Source organism: Endozoicomonas sp. PH6C (assembly GCF_059322965.1).
The window spans coordinates 3,770,798-3,787,075 of sequence record NZ_CP185342.1 but is presented as its reverse complement, the minus strand read 5'-3'; the positions used below and the strand labels follow the sequence as shown (position 1 = coordinate 3,787,075).

The following is a 16,278-nucleotide window of genomic DNA, read 5'->3' as shown; positions in this document are numbered from 1 at the left end:
CCTTGCTGTAATGTTTACAGTGATGGGGCGGACAGTTGCTGATGTTCCTGTGAATATAGGTCCTGCACGGTATGGCTGGGCGGGTAAAGAAGAAAGCTCTGCCGGATACTTCTGCTCCTCCTCCAGAACAGGAGTTTACTTTAGATCACTTTCATGCCCATGACGATGTGTGCAGGCATCGTAAACCGGTCGGAATTATTCTGTATAGATTAGCAGTGAAAAGAACTGTAACCTTCGCTTATTCAGCCAACCGGCGGCGCGGGCAGTATAGCGGATAGCGTTATTCAAGTTAAGGGAAGCCCGCAATCTTTGATATAAATTTGGTGAATACTGGTTGAATCGGTCGGAAAAGCCCTTGTTGCGCCGGTTTTTTTCGTATATCGCTGATTATTACCGCAAATAATGACTGCCATCTGGTCTGAATGAACTTCGATGTCTATTCATTGAAATGACTTAACCCAACTGATCAAGTGATCGGTTTAAGTAGGTCAAGTTCCCATAAAGGTGGGGCAGGGGCATTAGAATATGATGCACTATGATGCCATTATTGTGGGTATGGGGATTATGGGATGCGCTGTTGCAGCCCGACTGACCCAAGCTGGTTTAAGTGTGCTTTGTCTGGAGCAATATGAGTTAGGTAATAAAAGAAACAGTTCTCACGGCCAGACCAGACTCTTTCGACTCTCTTATTTTGAAGACTCTCGCTACGTTCCCCTGCTTAAAGAAGCTCTGGTCGACTGGCAGGATATCAATCGTGTTACAGACGGGAAGATACTCTCTCTGAACGGGCTGCTAATTGCTGGTGATCTGATGTCAAGCCAGACTTTAAAGGGAGTTTTAAGCAGTGCCTCTGAGTATGATCTGGACGTTAATATCCTGAAAGGCAGTGAATGCAGCGAACTTGTTTCCGGTCTGAAAGTCCCTTCAGTCTGGACAGGCATACTGGACCGGCAAGCCGGGTTTTTGGATCTTGATAAGTCATTGCAATATTTCCTTGAAGTATTGAGAAGTCACTCAGGTCAGATACTGGAGAACACTTTAATGGAGTCATTTAAGGAGCATGATAGTGGCGTTGAGGTTACAACCAGTAAAGATGTTTTTTCCTGTTCACACCTGGTCGTAACCGCAGGCTCCTGGCTGAACAGCATTGTCGGTGGAAAGTATCCGCTGGAAATTGAGATGAATCTTCAGTATTGGTTTAAGAGCAGAAACAGTGAGAATTTGTCAGCGGATGCGCCAGCTTTTGCCTTCGACACTCCCGATGGATTTTATTATGGTGTGCCTCAATATGGCGCTGAGCGACTGGTGAAGATTGGCAGACACAAAACGGGTTTTCTGTTGGATAATCCTGAACAGTTGCTTCAAGATTCTCGCAGAAACCTTTCAGAGATCCAGTCAGTTATTGAAAAGTATTTGCCAGGGGTGGTGCCTGAAGTTATCAGGGAAGAGCCATGTCTTTACACTAATAGCCCCGATGGGCATTTCATTATGGAGGCATTACCGGATCACCAGAGAGTCATTGTAGCAGGGGGCTTTTCAGGTCATGGCTTCAAGTTTGCCCCTGTGGTAGGGAGTATTATTAGAAAAATGGTTTTGGAGGAGCCACTGCCTGAAGTATTGGAGCTTTTTAAGCACTCAAGGTTTCAGAATATGTAAAGAAGCAAAAATAAACTATGGCGCTTTGTTTATTTATGAGAAAGGCAGTTATGTGCTTAGATCTTTAACAACCCTTAGACTTCCTTTTTTCCATAGTTCAAAAGTATCTAATATTGATTCAAGATCCTGAATGTAAATATCTTCCTTAGAAAGCTTGCTAATGTATTTTCCATTACCGATATAAACCACACTATGAAAAACTAAAGGTTTTCTTTCAGTGTGGGAAGTATTGTTTGTTATTTGCACAATGTCTCCAAAGTCTAAATCCTTTTCTCCAGTAAATTCATAAATTTTTATGTTCGAAAGCGATTCGTAAAAAGAATCATGAGTGTTATCTCTCGTAGATATTAAAACTGAAAGCCCAAAGCTCAAATAATAAGCAAAGTCGTGACATACACCCTCTATTTTTGATTTATCATCTGGATAGAAAACAGTGCAAACATTTCTAAAGCCTTTTGTTATGATGTCAGAGAGTCTCTTTATTAATTGTTGGTTTTTTTCTTCTTGTTGTCCTGCACAATGTTCTATAAAAATCTCATCATTTTCTGAAACGGAGTCACAACCTGAGGCTTTGTCAATATGGTAATAAGTCTTGCCGTTTAGAATAAATGGATAGACTTTAAAGTCTCCCATATTGTCTCTATTAGTTACTTTATATTGGCATATCTCCAGTTTTCGATTTACTGGCTGATCAGTTTGAGAGATGGATGGGATGTCCATTGCTGGTTGAATTGATGCCGTGCTATTTTGAAATGGTTGCATGGTTCTTCCTTGATAACAGATTGAATGATTAATTAAATCTGTATAAAAAGAAGATGTCACTAACATTCGAGTCAGCGAATATAACAAAGAACTAAAGGGAACATCGGTTATGTCATACTTCGTCTTTGGGATGATTCGGTGGGTCGTGCTATCTGGATTTGTATTCTTCTGGAAGGGAATGATGATCGGCCGGGAACCAGCCGATCATTTGTGCTGGTGGTTTCAGAGACCTTTGATTTTGTCGTAAGTCTTGTAGAGAACGGCTTCTTCTTTGGAAATTCGCTTGCTTAACGCCCTGATGATATTGTTGCAGTCCTGCTGAAAGTTTTCGATGGTGTTATCACCATTTTCATAAAGGTTGAAAAAAACCATCACTTTGGCAGAAATCTTATCCATATCAAGCGCATAGTCAGTCAGAGTAGACTTCAGGCTTTCATCGTTCTCGGCGGCTTCTCTCAATACGGGATACAGGAGCCTATCTTCTTTGTTTAAATGTGCTAGCAGTATTTTTTTGGCGGACAGTATCAAATCCCGACCTTTCTGGTTACCAATGCCAATATCACGTGCTTGTAAAAGTAAGTCACTGATTTGCACATGTTCGCTTTTGAATTCCTCAATTAACTGAGACATTTTTGTTCGCTCCCTGAACATAATGGTTACTAATAGTTTAGGAGGTGATTGCCAGATTTGTCTCAAATCATTAATTATTTACCGTTATGTGTGACTGACTTACCATCCGGGAGTTTTTCATGGGGGCGTTATCTTTTATTGCCCAGACTCTTCGAGCTGCATGACGATAAGAATTCGTGCAGATATAATGTGGAAATTTCAACCACATCTTCTGGGATGAGCCAATGACAACGGCAAAAGATACTGTTTGGGGAATGAACCCTGATCGCGCGATGGCCAGACAGCTTGCCGTTCGTGATATTCCTTCTTTGGTCTATGACGCTGTCAACCTTGAAGGGGTTGCGATGACTCTACCAGAAATTCAAACATTATTAGATGGGATAACTGTTGGAGGCCACAAAATAAGTGACCAGAATATGGCTCTACATCAGGCAGAGGCTTGGAAATATCTGTTTGCACTGGCTGCTGAAGGAAAGTTCTCTTTTTCCAAAGACGTTGCCCTGGCAATTCACAACATTGCGGGTAAAGCAGAAGCTCTCGTGTGGGGGGCTTTTCGAACTGGTAACGTCACGATAAGTGGATCAGCATACGAACCTCCCTCGCCCAATGAGCTGGATAACGTCTGGGCTGAGATTGAGTCGGAAATCGCTACTTGTAACGATGTTTATGATATGGCATTTACCGCTTTTTTGAGAATGGCAAGAGCACAGTTCTTCTGGGATGTGAATAAGCGTATGGGGCGATTTATGATGAACGGTATTTTGCTTTCTCATGGGTTTCCCATTGTCAATGTTCCAGCAAAACGTCAGAAAGAGTTTAACCAGTTGATGCTTGATTTCTATGCAACGGCAGACACAACCCGGATGAATAAATTTCTGAGATCGTGCCTTAATGAGAAAATTATTGAAAATTTTAAATCCGATCCATCGAACGGCTAAAAAAAATCATGGGATTGCCTTTGGATGAGGCATTAAATGGTTGGGTAAGAGTCATTGTGCTAAAAAAGGAGAAAGCGAAGATGTATCACTTCGCTTTCCAGAACTACTTTTTTAGCTTTCGATCTCGTAACAGGGGACATAATGACTGCCCGGCAGCTTCATTCTGAATTGTTCTACAAAAGACTGAAGCAGGCTATCGACCTGTTTCATCAGTTCAGGCTCTCCCTTTAATTGATAGGGGCCTTTTGCCCTGATCTGGCAAACGCCTTCTTCTTTTATATTGCCTGCCACAATACCTGACATGGCGCGTCGAAGATTGGCCGCCAGAATATGGGGAGGCAGCTGGGTATTTAACTCGAGGTTCGCCATGTTTTCATGGGTTGGGTCAAAGGGGGTTTGAAAGTCCTCGTCAATTTGAAGCAACCAGTTAAAGTAGTAGGCGTCGCCATGCTTTCTGCGATAGCGCGTAACCTGCTCCAGTCCACTTCTCATCACCCGGCTGACTTCCAGCGGATCATCAATAATAATCTGGTAGCGTGACTGGGCTTCTTCCCCCAGTGTGTTGCCGATAAATTCATCAATTTTTTCAAAATATTCCCTGGCGGCTTCTGGCCCTGTAAAAACCAGTGGGAAAGGGATTTCCCTGTTGGCAGGGTTGAGTAAAATGCCGAGAATATAGAGAATTTCCTCACAGGTTCCCGGTCCACCCGGAAAAACGGTGATACCATGACCCAGACGAACAAAGGCCTCCAGACGCTTTTCAATATCCGGCAGGATAATCAACTCGTTGACAATAGGATTGGGGGATTCGGCCGCAATAATTCCAGGCTCTGTTAAACCAATGAATCGTCCACGGGACATTCGCTGTTTGGCATGACCGATATAAGCCCCTTTCATGGGGCCCTTCATGGCACCCGGACCACAACCTGTGCAAATGTTCATGCTTCTCAGGCCCAGCTGGTAACCCACTTTCTTGGTATATTCATATTCATGTCGGGCAATGGAGTGTCCGCCCCAGCAAACCACAATACTGGGAACCTGTTGGGTAATAAAAGCGTCAGCGTGTCTGAGAATCTGGAAAACCAGATGCGTGATATCCGTGGAACTGTTTACAGCAAAGCGAGGGTCTTCTGTGATGCGAGACGACACATAAAGTATATCTCTGAGGACAGAAAACAGGTTTTCCCGAACGCCGCGAATCAGTTTTCCAGCGACAAAGGCGTCGGCGGGAGCATTAATTAATTCCAGTTTTAGTCCGCGGTGTTCCTGAACAATACGAATGTCGAAATCCTGGTATTGCTCCATGATTTCTTCGGTGTCATCACCTTCCTGTTCACAGTTGAGTATGGCCAGGGCGCACTGCCGGAACAAACGATGCAACCCTTTCTGACTGGTGTCCTGAAGGCTGCTGACCTCATGGTTTGAGAGAACACGCATGGAGCCTACAGGGTTAACAATAGTGGAAACAGTATTTCTGGCGGTCATGGCACCCCCTGGTTTTTTTTATCGTGAAAATCGTCCAGCGATTTGGATAGCAAAGTGGTTCTGACCTTGTGGCCATGTTATTTAATCGGCCACAGTCTGATTATATGTGGATATAAGACATTTTTTCAGTCTTGACGGATTGTTCATCCTCTGACAAATTGGGAGTGTTAACACCTTGTTGAGAGCCGAATGGTTGACTCACTGGCTCACATTTCATTTCGGCTCTTTCAGGCTTTGCCAGAGGTAGTGAAAATGGCTAAACAAAGAGTAGTGGGCTATCTGAATCATCACCATGTGACCTTTTCAACCCATCGCCAGCCATCCGCTTTTACGGCTCAGGAAGTTGCCGAACAGGCACAGATCAGTGGTCATAATTTGGCCAAAACAGTGATGATATCTCTGAACTTTTGATACTGGGTTGGCAAGACTTTCAGGAGCTCGTGCATCCGGTTGTGCTCTCGAAGAGACAGAGAGATACGATTGCGTGAAAATGTCTCACGGTAAAATAAAACGAATATCCGGAGTCTGGTATTTATGCCATCTAACCCAGAACTGCAGCCTGCATCAGAAAAGGTCATTATTGTCGATGAAAGTAACCAGGTGCTTGGTGCTTTACCCAGAAGCCAGATGAGAGAAAAGAAACTTTGCCACCGGGCTACTTACGTCTTTGTTTTTAACAGTAAAGGGCAGCTCTACGTTCAGGAAAGGACGTTGAGCAAGGATATTTACCCGGGTTATTTTGAGCCGGCAACGGGAGGCGTAGTCGCTGAAGGTGAGAGTTATGACGTGGCTGCCGTCAGGGAACTGGCGGAAGAGCTTGGCATAGAAGACACACCTTTGGAGCCTCTGTTTCACTTTTACTTTCAGAATGATGACTGCAAGGTTTGGGGGAGGGTCTACAGCTGTCAATATGAGGGGGAGCTGAGGTTGCAGGAAGAAGAAGTGGCAAGGGTAATCATGGAGTCGCCTGAAGAGATTCGGTCAAACCGCTTCAACCGGACATACACACCAGACAGTCTCGTGGCTCTTGAACGTTTGATGAATCTCTATGGTGACAGAGAAATATCTGCCTGAACTTTCCGGTCAAATCGACATCATCTTAAGTATTGAGGCCCACTCACGCTTGAGCCCCGGGTCAAGAAAACCTTTCGAAGATCTGGAAAATACAGGTTGGCTAAGCAGCGATGCATAGCTTGAGAAAGAGTTTGAAAGCAAGAAGTTCTCTTCTTCCAGATGGCCCGTTTCATCGGTTGGAGAGATCTTTATTTCCTTATCTTCATCATCGATTGCTATAGGCAAGTCTTCATTGACGGCAGTGGACTTTTGATCAATCGTTGGGTTGTAGGGTGTATCCAAAGCATCGAAAAACTCATCATCTTCTTCCATGCCAGATATTGTCTCAGAGGCCGTGTTGTTTTCGATGCTGGTTTCGGCAACCGGGCCTTGAGATGTCAGCATGGTCAGCAGGTTGGGCTCAACAGGTCCCCTCACTTTTATCAGTAATTCCATAACCCGATCAACCTGCTGATTTGCATCCTGAATCTTCTTCAGCAGCAGAGGTTTGCTTAAGTAGGCTGACTCATCAGTTCGGGCAGTTTTCAGATGCTGTTCAACCTGATTCAGGATTCTCATGCGATCATTCAGACTCAGCGCTTCTCCCTTTTGAAGGTTAAACAGCTTATTGACTGCTTTCACGAAAGAAGCCTTTTTTTCCTCTGTCATCAAAAGATCTTCTGTGAAAATCCCTGCAAGTTCCGGATGGGGTTCTTCTGTAACAAGATCAGCCAGGACGGAAATAGCTGCCTCTCTCATGACCTCCGGGGTTGAGGGAGTCTCTATCAAATGCCTGAGGCGACGAACTTCCTTTTCTAACGTTACACCTTCAGCTAGCTCATCCCTTACCGCCAATTCCACTTTCACCTTAAGAGCTGATGGGTTGCCCTGCCTGATACCAAGGTCAAGCATTCTTGCAGCCTGTCTGGGATCCCCTGACTCAATCAAAAGTTCAGCGGCTTCTTTAAAGCGACCATGCTTGATCAGCAGGATTTTAAGAAAATTCAGAGTGCTATGAGCTTGAATGTTGTCATCTGTCCAGAGGTTTTGAAGAAGAGTCTGTATCGGAAAGTGTTCCAGTGAGCGGGCAACGATGTCCGGATGGCTTTGGTCAAGCAGGTTTAATAATGAGATGAGATGATGAGGGTCTGCAAAGTAGGGATGGTGACTGACCAAGTCTTGAATAAGATCATTCAGCTGCTTTGTTTTATAGAGATTGTTCTTATTGCAGTCGATAAGCAGCTTGATCAATTCTTCTGCTTTTTCCGGATTGGATTTATAGGCAAACTCGGCTAAACGGAAGGCAATGGCTTTTTCCTCGGGCGTGTTTTTAGGGAGGTTTTTTGCCAGATGGATCAGCCATTCAGTGTCAGTCACCAGTTTACTGGCATTTTCGATGTCCTTTCTTTTCAACAGCTGTCTGTATAGCTCAAAGGCTTTCTGTCGTTCAACGACAATCAGCCTGTGTGCGACACTCTCAAGCCATAGCCATTGCTCATCATCCGCTTCTGCAGCTTCCCTGGCGTAGAAAGCTTCAGGGATAGCCTGCAGGGCCATCATGCAGTCACTTTCATGCTGAAATCTTTCCTGATCCCGGACAAAGTGGAGCAGGATCCGGCAGGCAGCCTCGTCACCTCTTGCCGCTTCTATGCAACGTTTTTCCATTAATCTTGGCACCATCCTTACTGGCTGGGCTAAAGCCTGGTCTTCTGAGATGATGTCACTGAGCACTCTACTGAAGGCATCGGGTACAATGAGTACACCCTCTTCTTTTTTGAGTGCTTCTATATGCTGGTGGTGAAGTGCAGGTGACACTTCATCTGACGTATTGCCTGATTGAGATTGACCTGGTATTGAAGCATCTTGAGTGTGCATCTGATTCAGTCGCTCATAGGTGACCTGATCGTGATCTTCTATTCTGGTTGCCGGTTTTCCAGGGAGCAGACCGGGTATCTCGATTTTGCATGCGATAAATTCAAACGGCCAGCCTATTTGCAGTCCTGTTCCACCTTCGTAGGGAACCAGGCGTGTTTCTTTGGCTGTTAGCGCTTTTTTTACCAACCACCCAGTCAGACTTCCACCTGAAACCCTGATACCGTGTTTCAAATCTTTTATCATGACTTCGCCGTGCTGCATAAAAGCGAAGATATCGAGATGAACAGGTTTTGAGAAGAGAGGAGCTAATAGCCAACCAATGTAGGGGATGTTTCGAATGGTTTTGGGGTGAATGATCAGTGAGCTGTTGAAGGTTCCATTATGAGTATCATCGAAGTGCTGAATGTTGACTTTCTTAACCTCCAGCAGGGCAGGCCGGGCTGACTCGTTGACAAGCTTTAACGCATCGAAAGCAAGTATGGATGTTTGTTTTGGTGAAGCTTTAAGCAGGTCGAGAGGTTTGCAAAAGCGGACGCCTTTCATGGTCAGCTTTCCTCTCTCATAACCTACTATGCAGTCTGATTCTTTTGAAGGGTCAGGTACTGCCGTCAGCTCTTCATAAGAGTCCAGATTTTCATATCGGACTTCAACTCTTTCAGCGGAAAGTTGCACCGCTGTTCGATCCTCGGAAGAGGAAATGAATGAGTTTTTCAATATCTGGGAGATGCTGATATCGGTGCCGACTGAGATAGTCGTGTTCTCGAGTCTGATTTGCAACGTCAGTGGAGGTTTATCTTTAACCGGAATTTCAACCGTACAGGAAAGATCCCCTACTTCAAAATGGTTTTTTGTGGCTTGTCCATTGATTAAATAGCTCTCTGATGCCTGGACGACTCTTTTCGAGTCGAAGTTCAGCGCTGTAATTCTAACGGGCAGATCATCGCCATTCTTTATGAGTATCTCATTAAAGTTGAATGGAGTTTGCTCTCCGTCGACAATGACCGCCGTATAACTGCACAGCAAGTCATATAATAAAGAGCGCCACTGGCGTCTTTCATCCTCACGGCTGATCTCAATGCCAGCCTGATGATTGACGAAATTATCAAGCTTTGATGCGACTTTCTCGAAACCTGCTCCAGGAAGGTTCGCCAGTGCTCCGACAGCTCTGCCTGGAAGATCTTTCAGTAAACCAAGGTAACCGGTCTGCTTTTCCGCTTCTTCAGGTTCAAAATCCTTAGTAGGAGGGAGTGTCGAGTTTTTCTTGCCGATGTAACTTTTGTACCATCGCCGGAAGAACCAGGGGCGTCTTTCAGCTTTTCGCTCATTAATCTGAGGGGATTGAGGTGCCCGTTGATCAGATGATTCGTGGCTCAATTGACTCCTGGTGCTTGTCTCACTGATTTGTCTGCCCAGATGGTCCTGTCCAGTGAGTGGAGAAGGGGGCGGATTACGATCGCCAGAAGATCTGGAGGAAGGGGGCGAGTTGTTGCTGCCAGGTGTAAGAGGTGATGACATGTCGCTGCAGTCCGTTATGAGCTTTCGGGTTCATCAGCATTTCAGTATTTATTAACACAGCTTAGCTGATAGCAATAGAGCTTGGCAGCTTGGCTGAGGCGGTAGGAGAAATTGTGTTTTTGCGCTGCTAAAAAGTGTCGAATGAATGGCAGATTGTCAAAGGAAATGGCTGGCATTTTGCAGCGTGACGAAAATTGACTTAAAAAAAAATTCTTATGCTTCAAAATTCTTGATTGCAGATGGACAGCAATCTTCAAGAAGTCAATACTTAGTTCGCTCACTAATGTGTCCTAACGGGGGTCTCCCTCGTTGTTAGAGCATTGAATCATGTGCCGCCCCCTAAGGGGCGGCACAGTTCGTTGTGGGGAAAGAAATTTCCAAGTCCGGGTCGATCTGATTGAACTCAACGCTTCCTCACAGGCTTTTTACGTGCGGTTTTCTTTGTGCTTTTCTTTACAGGCGATATCTTTACAAGCGATGTCTTTACAGGCGATGTCTTTTCAGGAAATGCTGCTTGGCGCACATCTTCGAAGGTTGTGGCAAAGTGAATGGTCATATCTTCTCGAATATAATCCGGCAGTTCATCGTAATCTCTTCGGCATTCTTCCGGAATGATCAGGGTATGAATACCTTGTCGTTTGGCTGCTATGACTTTTTCCCTGACCCCGCCAACAGCCAGAACTTTTCCGGTTAGAGTCAGCTCTCCGGTCATGGCTAGAGAGGCGGGCTTTTTGCTCGTGGCAAGAGATAATAGTGCGGTTGCCATGGTAATCCCGGCTGAAGGACCGTCTTTGGGAGTTGCGCCTTCAGGCACATGAAGATGGATAAAGGCTTTTTCAAAATAGGCTTCCGGAATGCCTAATTTTTCAGCTTGGCTTGAAACAAAGCTATAAGCTATTTCAGCAGACTCCTTCATGACATCCCCCAACTTACCGGTCAGTTTGAAGCCAGCTCGCTGATGATGAATAAGGCTGGCTTCTACTGGCAGGGTTGCGCCTCCCATGGCAGTCCAGGCCAGACCTGTCACTACACCAATGCCTTCAATGCGCTTCTCTTTTCTGAAGTAAGGTGCACCCAGATAGTCAGATAGATTCCTGCTAGTCACACTGAGACTCTTACCGGTGCCTTCAAGCAGTTGAACAACGACTTTGCGAATAATTTTATGAAGCAGTTTTTCAAGGTTTCTCACGCCAGCTTCCCTGGCATAGCCCTCAATGACTGCCTTAAGAGTGAGGTCGGAGAGCCTGATCTGGCTCTTTTTTAAACCCGACTGTTTCAACAGTTTTGGCCACAGGTGATTTTTGGCGATAGCCATTTTTTCTTCTGTGATATAGCCTGAAAGTCTTATGACATCCATTCGATCCAGAAGAGGGCCGGGAATCGTGTCCAATTGATTGGCAGTACTGATAAACAGCACTTTTGAAAGATCGATTCTCATGTCCAGATAGTGATCGAGAAACTCACTGTTTTGTTCCGGGTCGAGCACTTCCAGCATTGCGGATGCGGGGTCTCCACGATAAGAGGCACCGATTTTGTCTATTTCATCCAGCATGATAACGGGATTGGCAACATCGACTTCCTTAAGGGCCTGAACCAGTTTACCCGGCAGTGCACCGATATAGGTCCGGCGATGACCTTTAATCTCTGCTTCATCCCTCATGCCGCCCAGGCTGAAACGATAAAACTTTCTGCCTAAAGCACGGGCGACGGATCGTCCTATGGACGTCTTACCAACGCCGGGAGGGCCTGCCAGTAACATGATAGTGCCTGATATTTCCTGTTTGTAAGCACCAACAGCCAGAAACTCGATGATTCGGTCTTTGACGTCTTCAAGTCCATCATGATCTGCATTTAAAATTTTTCTGGCATGGGCAAGATCAAATATGTCTTCGGAGTATTTGCCCCAGGGGACCGAGGTAGCCCAGTCAAGATAGTTCCGGCAGATGGCATATTCAGGGGAGCCCACTTCGAGAATTGAGAGCTTTTTCATCTCGTCATTGATCTTTTTAAGGGGCGTTTCCGGAATAGCCAGCTCGGCAATCCGTTTTTCAAATGCCTCAATTTCAGCCGTTCTGTCGTCTTTCGAAATGCCAAGCTCTTTCTGAATGACTTTCAGCTGTTCTTTCAGAAAAAATTCACGTTGATGCTTGCTGATCTTGCGGTTTACCTCAGCGTTAATCTCACCCTGAAGGCGGGCCACTTCCTGTTCCTTGCGGATGAGAATCAATACTTTCTCCATTCGACGCTGAACAGAGAACGTTTCAAGGACTTCCTGCAACTCCTTACCCGGCGCAGTGGTGATGGCGGCTGCAAAGTCCGCCAGTGGGGACGGGTCTTTTGGACTGAATCGATTGAGGTAATTTTTCAGTTCTTCGCTGTAGAGCGGGTTCAGCGGGATTAATTCTTTGATGGCCTGAATCAGCGCCAGTGCGTAGGCTTTGATTTCATCGGTGTCATCTTCGATATTGTCAGGGTACTCTACCTGAACCAGGTAGGGTGGGCGTTTTCGAAGCCATTGCTTGATACGAAAGCGCTGCATGCCCAGAGCGATGAACTGGATCTGGTCGCCTTCCGGAAGGATATTATGAATTCTTACGGTGCAGCCCACCTGCGGGAAGTCTCCCGGACTGACCACATCGCCAGCTCCTGTCATGCCAGCAACATAACTGAGTCCCACTACTTTATGTGGGCTCTGGGCGACCCGATGAAGTGTTTCTTCCCACTCCTGACTACTGAATACCAGAGGTTGAACCTGTGCCGGGAAAAACGGCCGGTTTGAGACAGGGATGAGGTAAAGCTTGTCAGGCAGAGCGTGTTCCGGGAGCACCAGTCCGGTACCCATATCCTCTACCTGTTCATCAGCTGAAATAACTTCGGGTTCCTGATTGTCCTGATCTGTCATAGTCTTTTCGGATAACGTCTCGGAATGAATAGTAAGCGGATAATGACTATCTGGAGTCATCTCCAGTGATTTCAATAGGCGATGTAATTAAGTATGGTTGAGTAAAATCTGCGTGCCACTCAACTGACGCGATCAAGGGAGTTAATAATATGAAAAGTTTTCAGGAAGTTTTGGGTTTCTGGTTTGAAGGTGAACCTCTTGGCGATGTGCAAATGTCCCGCTGGTGGAAGAAAAGTGAGGCTCAGGATCAGCAGATCCGCAATCAATTTGCTGGCTTGCCGGAGGCGGTAGAGTCCGGAGAGTGCGACGAATGGCTGGAATCCGCTGAAGGGCGGTTGGCAGCGATTATTGCGCTGGATCAGTTTCCCCGGAATATGTTCCGGGGCCATCCCGGATCCTTTCAGTACGATCATACTGCTCTGACGATTTCCAGAGAGGGTGTAGAGCTGGGTCAGCTGGATCAGCTGACAGAGCTGCAACAGGTTTTTTTTGTCATGCCTTTCATGCACAGTGAGTCGCTTGAAGATCAGGAGCAATGTGTGAGGCTGTTTGAGAGCATTCTTGGCGGGGCTGGAGATGGCTATCAACAATACCTCGCAGGTTCACTGGATTTTGCTGTCAGACATCGTGATATTGTTGCCAGATTTGGACGCTTTCCTCATCGCAACAGCCTGCTGGAACGTGAGAGTACCGATGAAGAATTGAGCTTTCTTCAGCAGCCTGGATCATCTTTCTGAGCTTTTTTCGCCATGTCAGTGGTAAAAATGGGAATAAAGTATCAGCTGCTGTAATATGTCGCGACAAACAATAATAATACCCAAAGGATACTTATGAAAAAGTTGTTTATTGTCGCATTTGGGATGGCCCTCTGGCAGTCAGCTCAGGCTCTTTCGATGAAGGGTATGGAGATCCCTGATGTTGTGAAGTCAGACGACACTGTTTTGCAACTTCAGGGTGCAGCAGTTCGAACATGGTATTTGGTGGTAGACGGTTACATTGGTGCACTCTATCTCGAAAACCCCACCACTGACGTATCCCGCATACTCTCTGAAGAAAGTTATCAGAGAATGAGCTTCACCATTCTGTTATCGAAAATGAGTGCGAGACGTATGGCCAATGCCTTTTACGAAGCGATTCAGATTAATACATCTGAGGAAGAGCAGAAGGAGCTGGAAAAAGGTATCGCTCAGTTTATGGGCATGATTGATGGTACTCTGAGCAAAGGAGAATCTGGAACCTTTGAATACATCCCTGGTAAGGGAGCCAGAGTCATTATTGCCGGGGAGGAAAAGGGGATCATACCCGGCAAGAAACTATTCAACGCAATACTTAAAGTTTGGATTGGTGAAACCCCGCCCAACCAGAAGTTTAAGGAAGGTATTCTGGGTTTGAATGCCAAGGGGTAGAGCTTTTCACAAGATAGAGCTTTTCACAAGATAGTGCTTTTCACAAGATAGTGCTTTTCACAATAGGTTGCTTTCGGTTTTGTCTTCGGGGCTGCTCACAAGGCCACTTTCCTCTGCTGCTAATGTCGAAACTAACCGGTCAGGTATTTATGACCTGAATTCAAGCAATGTTTTTCTCTTCTCAGCCGATGCATGGATAGAGGTGCCTTCGATCAGCCAAGAGGAGAAACTGATGAGTAAGTCTATAGAAAAAGCTGTTCTCACCATGACTGAATCGACCCAGGGGGAATATGTTATCCGGGTAACCCAGGGTGGCACGATTCTCTTTGGGGATGTCATTCTCCGCCTGCCTGCGGGTTTGGGAGAGTCGCTAAAAAGTGATCTGGCTTCAGTCATGGCCAATGCTGTCCTGAGGCACATCAGTTGTGCTGACAAAGAAGCTATCCGCGAAGTTGAAGGCCTCTTCCTCGAGTGGGGATGCTTTGATATTGCGGATGATAGCTGCATCTAACTGAATTAATATTCCCCCCCCCCAAACATCTTGCCTTCTCAGGTTAGAGGTGCCTGTCACAGAAGTGCAATCACGAGTCCAAATGTTCAGGGTGGTATTTTTTGTCCTCTCTTGCAGTAGAATGTTTGAGAGTCGGTCAGTTCTGTCGGATACTGGCTGTATTGTATCGCTGTTCTGCCGTAATCGTTTCAGTGCGATGAAGTGCAGACGAAGTGCAGATGTATTGTACAATGGAGCTTTTTGCCGTATGTGCATTTAGCATCAACAAAAACAAGAGATTACCATGTCTGATCAAGTTAGTATTGTCATCGTTTCAGCTTCACGTACTCCCATGGGAGGTTTCCAGGGGAGCCTTTCAGACGTCTCAGCGCCTGAACTGGGCGCTGTCGCTATCCGTTCTGCCCTTGAGAAAAGTGGCCTTTCTCCCTCCGATATCTCTGAAGTTCTGATGGGCTGTGTGTTGCCTGCAGGCTGTCGTCAGTCTCCCGCCAGACAGGCAGCCAGAGGAGCAGGTCTGCCGGACTCTACTTGCACGACAACTGTCAATAAAGTGTGTGGCTCAGGCATGAAAACCGTCATGATGGGCGCGGCTCAGCTAAAATTGGGCGAGGCTGACGCTGTGGTTGCAGGCGGTATGGAGAGTATGACGAATGCGCCCTACTTTTTGGAAAAAGCTCGCTCAGGTTTGAGATTAGGGCACGGAGAGATTAAAGATCACATGTTCACTGACGGGCTGGAAGATGCCTATGAAGGCCAGGCCATGGGCGTTTTTGCCGAGCAAACCGCCAAACGATTTGAAGTGTCCAGAGAATCAATGGATGACTATGCTCTGGAATCACTGAGAAGAGCCCTGGCTGCCAATGAGGAAGGGGCATTCGCAGATGAAATTGCTCCGGTGGAAACACGTCGTAATGGTGAAGTTACGGTGGATGAACAGCCCGGCAAGGCCCGTCCTGAAAAGATCCGGCAGCTGAGACCCGCGTTCGAGAAGGACGGGTCTGTCACAGCAGCAAACTCCAGCTCTATTTCCGACGGTGCGGCGGCCCTCGTTTTGATGCGTGAAGAAGATGCTTTGGCCAAAGGTTTGGCACCTGTTGCACGCATCAAAGGCTATCAGAGCCATGCCCAGTTACCGGCGGAGTTTACTATTGCCCCCATTGCTGCTATCAGTAAATTGCTGGAAAAGGTGGATTGGCAGGCAGAAGAAGTAGACTTGTTTGAAATAAATGAAGCTTTTGCGGTTGTCACCATGGCGTGCATGCAAGAGCTGGGTCTGGATCACAGCAAGGTCAACGTCTACGGTGGCGCCTGTGCGCTGGGCCATCCACTGGGAGCCAGTGGCGCCCGAATTATTGTGACGCTTCTTAATGCCCTGAAAAAGAAGGGGGGCAGCAAAGGTGTTGCATCCCTCTGTATTGGTGGTGGTGAAGCTACTGCTATCGCACTTGAGCTTATTTAATGTGTCTTGAGCTCAGGATTTTTGACGACTTGGTCGTTTATTAATCGCCACAAGCAAAAGGAGTCTGTAGTGATTTTCTGAAGTCC

The 16,278-nt window shown here is 46.3% G+C and carries 14 protein-coding genes; 9 read left to right on the top strand and 5 right to left on the bottom strand.

Features of this window, described 5'->3' with window-relative positions:
* Nucleotides 1–525 precede the first annotated feature (525 nt).
* A complete protein-coding gene (solA, locus tag ACOMG9_RS14480; protein ID WP_422134169.1) occupies nt 526–1,656 on the top strand; it encodes an N-methyl-L-tryptophan oxidase in 1,131 nt (376 codons plus the stop codon).
* 48 nt (nt 1,657–1,704) lie between these two features.
* Here the strand turns inward: solA and ACOMG9_RS14475 are convergent, their stop codons facing one another.
* Together ACOMG9_RS14475 and ACOMG9_RS14470 are read right to left on the bottom strand one after the other, a co-directional pair.
* Nucleotides 1,705–2,418, bottom strand: coding sequence for a hypothetical protein (locus tag ACOMG9_RS14475; RefSeq protein ID WP_422134168.1), 714 nt, complete (start codon nt 2,416–2,418; stop codon nt 1,705–1,707).
* A gap of 222 nt (nt 2,419–2,640) precedes the next feature.
* Complete coding sequence (locus ACOMG9_RS14470; RefSeq protein ID WP_448217387.1) at nt 2,641–3,048, bottom strand: hemerythrin domain-containing protein; 408 nt, start codon at nt 3,046–3,048, stop codon at nt 2,641–2,643.
* A 224-nt stretch (nt 3,049–3,272) separates the two neighbouring features.
* Here ACOMG9_RS14470 and ACOMG9_RS14465 point away from each other — a divergent pair, with 224 nt between their 5' ends.
* On the top strand, nt 3,273–3,986 hold the full coding sequence (locus ACOMG9_RS14465) for a Fic family protein (RefSeq protein ID WP_448217386.1): 714 nt from the start codon (nt 3,273–3,275) through the stop codon (nt 3,984–3,986).
* A gap of 111 nt (nt 3,987–4,097) precedes the next feature.
* Here ACOMG9_RS14465 and ppnN read toward each other — a convergent pair whose 3' ends face one another.
* Entirely contained in the window at nt 4,098–5,471 is a 1,374-nt protein-coding gene (gene ppnN, locus ACOMG9_RS14460) for a nucleotide 5'-monophosphate nucleosidase PpnN (protein WP_448217385.1), read from the bottom strand.
* A 252-nt stretch (nt 5,472–5,723) separates the two neighbouring features.
* Here ppnN and ACOMG9_RS14455 point away from each other — a divergent pair, with 252 nt between their 5' ends.
* On the top strand, nt 5,724–5,882 hold the full coding sequence (locus ACOMG9_RS14455; RefSeq protein WP_448217384.1) for a hypothetical protein: 159 nt from the start codon (nt 5,724–5,726) through the stop codon (nt 5,880–5,882).
* A 123-nt stretch (nt 5,883–6,005) separates the two neighbouring features.
* Nucleotides 6,006–6,545 carry an NUDIX hydrolase YfcD gene (gene yfcD / locus ACOMG9_RS14450; protein WP_422134164.1) on the top strand — a complete coding sequence of 180 codons (540 nt, stop codon included), beginning with the start codon at nt 6,006–6,008 and terminating at the stop codon, nt 6,543–6,545.
* A gap of 9 nt (nt 6,546–6,554) precedes the next feature.
* Here the strand turns inward: yfcD and ACOMG9_RS14445 are convergent, their stop codons facing one another.
* Entirely contained in the window at nt 6,555–9,773 is a 3,219-nt protein-coding gene (locus tag ACOMG9_RS14445) for a hypothetical protein (protein WP_448217383.1), read from the bottom strand.
* 52 nt (nt 9,774–9,825) lie between these two features.
* Between ACOMG9_RS14445 and ACOMG9_RS14440 the strand changes: the two genes are divergently transcribed.
* Entirely contained in the window at nt 9,826–9,969 is a 144-nt protein-coding gene (locus tag ACOMG9_RS14440; protein ID WP_494528992.1) for a hypothetical protein, read from the top strand.
* Nucleotides 9,970–10,317: 348 nt separating this feature from the next.
* Here ACOMG9_RS14440 and lon read toward each other — a convergent pair whose 3' ends face one another.
* Entirely contained in the window at nt 10,318–12,816 is a 2,499-nt protein-coding gene (gene lon / locus ACOMG9_RS14435) for an endopeptidase La (protein WP_448217382.1), read from the bottom strand.
* Between the two features lie 149 nt (nt 12,817–12,965).
* Between lon and ACOMG9_RS14430 the strand changes: the two genes are divergently transcribed.
* The 4 genes from ACOMG9_RS14430 to ACOMG9_RS14415 all read left to right on the top strand — a co-directional run bounded on the left by ACOMG9_RS14430 (nt 12,966) and on the right by ACOMG9_RS14415 (nt 16,192).
* The gene (locus ACOMG9_RS14430) at nt 12,966–13,553 is read left to right on the top strand and encodes a DUF924 family protein (RefSeq protein ID WP_448217381.1); all 588 of its coding nucleotides are present in this window, start codon (nt 12,966–12,968) and stop codon (nt 13,551–13,553) included.
* Between the two features lie 93 nt (nt 13,554–13,646).
* Nucleotides 13,647–14,222 (top strand): chalcone isomerase family protein, encoded by a 576-nt coding sequence (locus ACOMG9_RS14425; RefSeq protein WP_448217380.1) that lies wholly within the window; start codon nt 13,647–13,649, stop codon nt 14,220–14,222.
* Between the two features lie 232 nt (nt 14,223–14,454).
* Nucleotides 14,455–14,733, top strand: a complete 279-nt coding sequence (locus tag ACOMG9_RS14420; protein ID WP_422410530.1) for a hypothetical protein — start codon at nt 14,455–14,457, stop codon at nt 14,731–14,733.
* Between the two features lie 283 nt (nt 14,734–15,016).
* Nucleotides 15,017–16,192, top strand: coding sequence for a thiolase family protein (locus ACOMG9_RS14415; RefSeq protein WP_448217379.1), 1,176 nt, complete (start codon nt 15,017–15,019; stop codon nt 16,190–16,192).
* Nucleotides 16,193–16,278 lie beyond the last annotated feature (86 nt).

Bases quoted from the DNA above. Each gene is read 5' to 3' on its own strand.
- solA (WP_422134169.1), top strand. From the start codon at position 526: ATGATGCACTATGATGCCATTATTGTGGGTATGGGGATTATGGGATGC.
- ACOMG9_RS14475 (WP_422134168.1), bottom strand. From the start codon at position 2,418: ATGCAACCATTTCAAAATAGCACGGCATCAATTCAACCAGCAATGGAC.
- ACOMG9_RS14470 (WP_448217387.1), bottom strand. From the start codon at position 3,048: ATGTCTCAGTTAATTGAGGAATTCAAAAGCGAACATGTGCAAATCAGT.
- ACOMG9_RS14465 (WP_448217386.1), top strand. From the start codon at position 3,273: ATGACAACGGCAAAAGATACTGTTTGGGGAATGAACCCTGATCGCGCG.
- ppnN (WP_448217385.1), bottom strand. From the start codon at position 5,471: ATGACCGCCAGAAATACTGTTTCCACTATTGTTAACCCTGTAGGCTCC.
- ACOMG9_RS14455 (WP_448217384.1), top strand. From the start codon at position 5,724: ATGGCTAAACAAAGAGTAGTGGGCTATCTGAATCATCACCATGTGACC.
- yfcD (WP_422134164.1), top strand. From the start codon at position 6,006: ATGCCATCTAACCCAGAACTGCAGCCTGCATCAGAAAAGGTCATTATT.
- lon (WP_448217382.1), bottom strand. From the start codon at position 12,816: ATGACAGATCAGGACAATCAGGAACCCGAAGTTATTTCAGCTGATGAA.
- ACOMG9_RS14430 (WP_448217381.1), top strand. From the start codon at position 12,966: ATGAAAAGTTTTCAGGAAGTTTTGGGTTTCTGGTTTGAAGGTGAACCT.
- ACOMG9_RS14425 (WP_448217380.1), top strand. From the start codon at position 13,647: ATGAAAAAGTTGTTTATTGTCGCATTTGGGATGGCCCTCTGGCAGTCA.
- ACOMG9_RS14420 (WP_422410530.1), top strand. From the start codon at position 14,455: ATGAGTAAGTCTATAGAAAAAGCTGTTCTCACCATGACTGAATCGACC.
- ACOMG9_RS14415 (WP_448217379.1), top strand. From the start codon at position 15,017: ATGTCTGATCAAGTTAGTATTGTCATCGTTTCAGCTTCACGTACTCCC.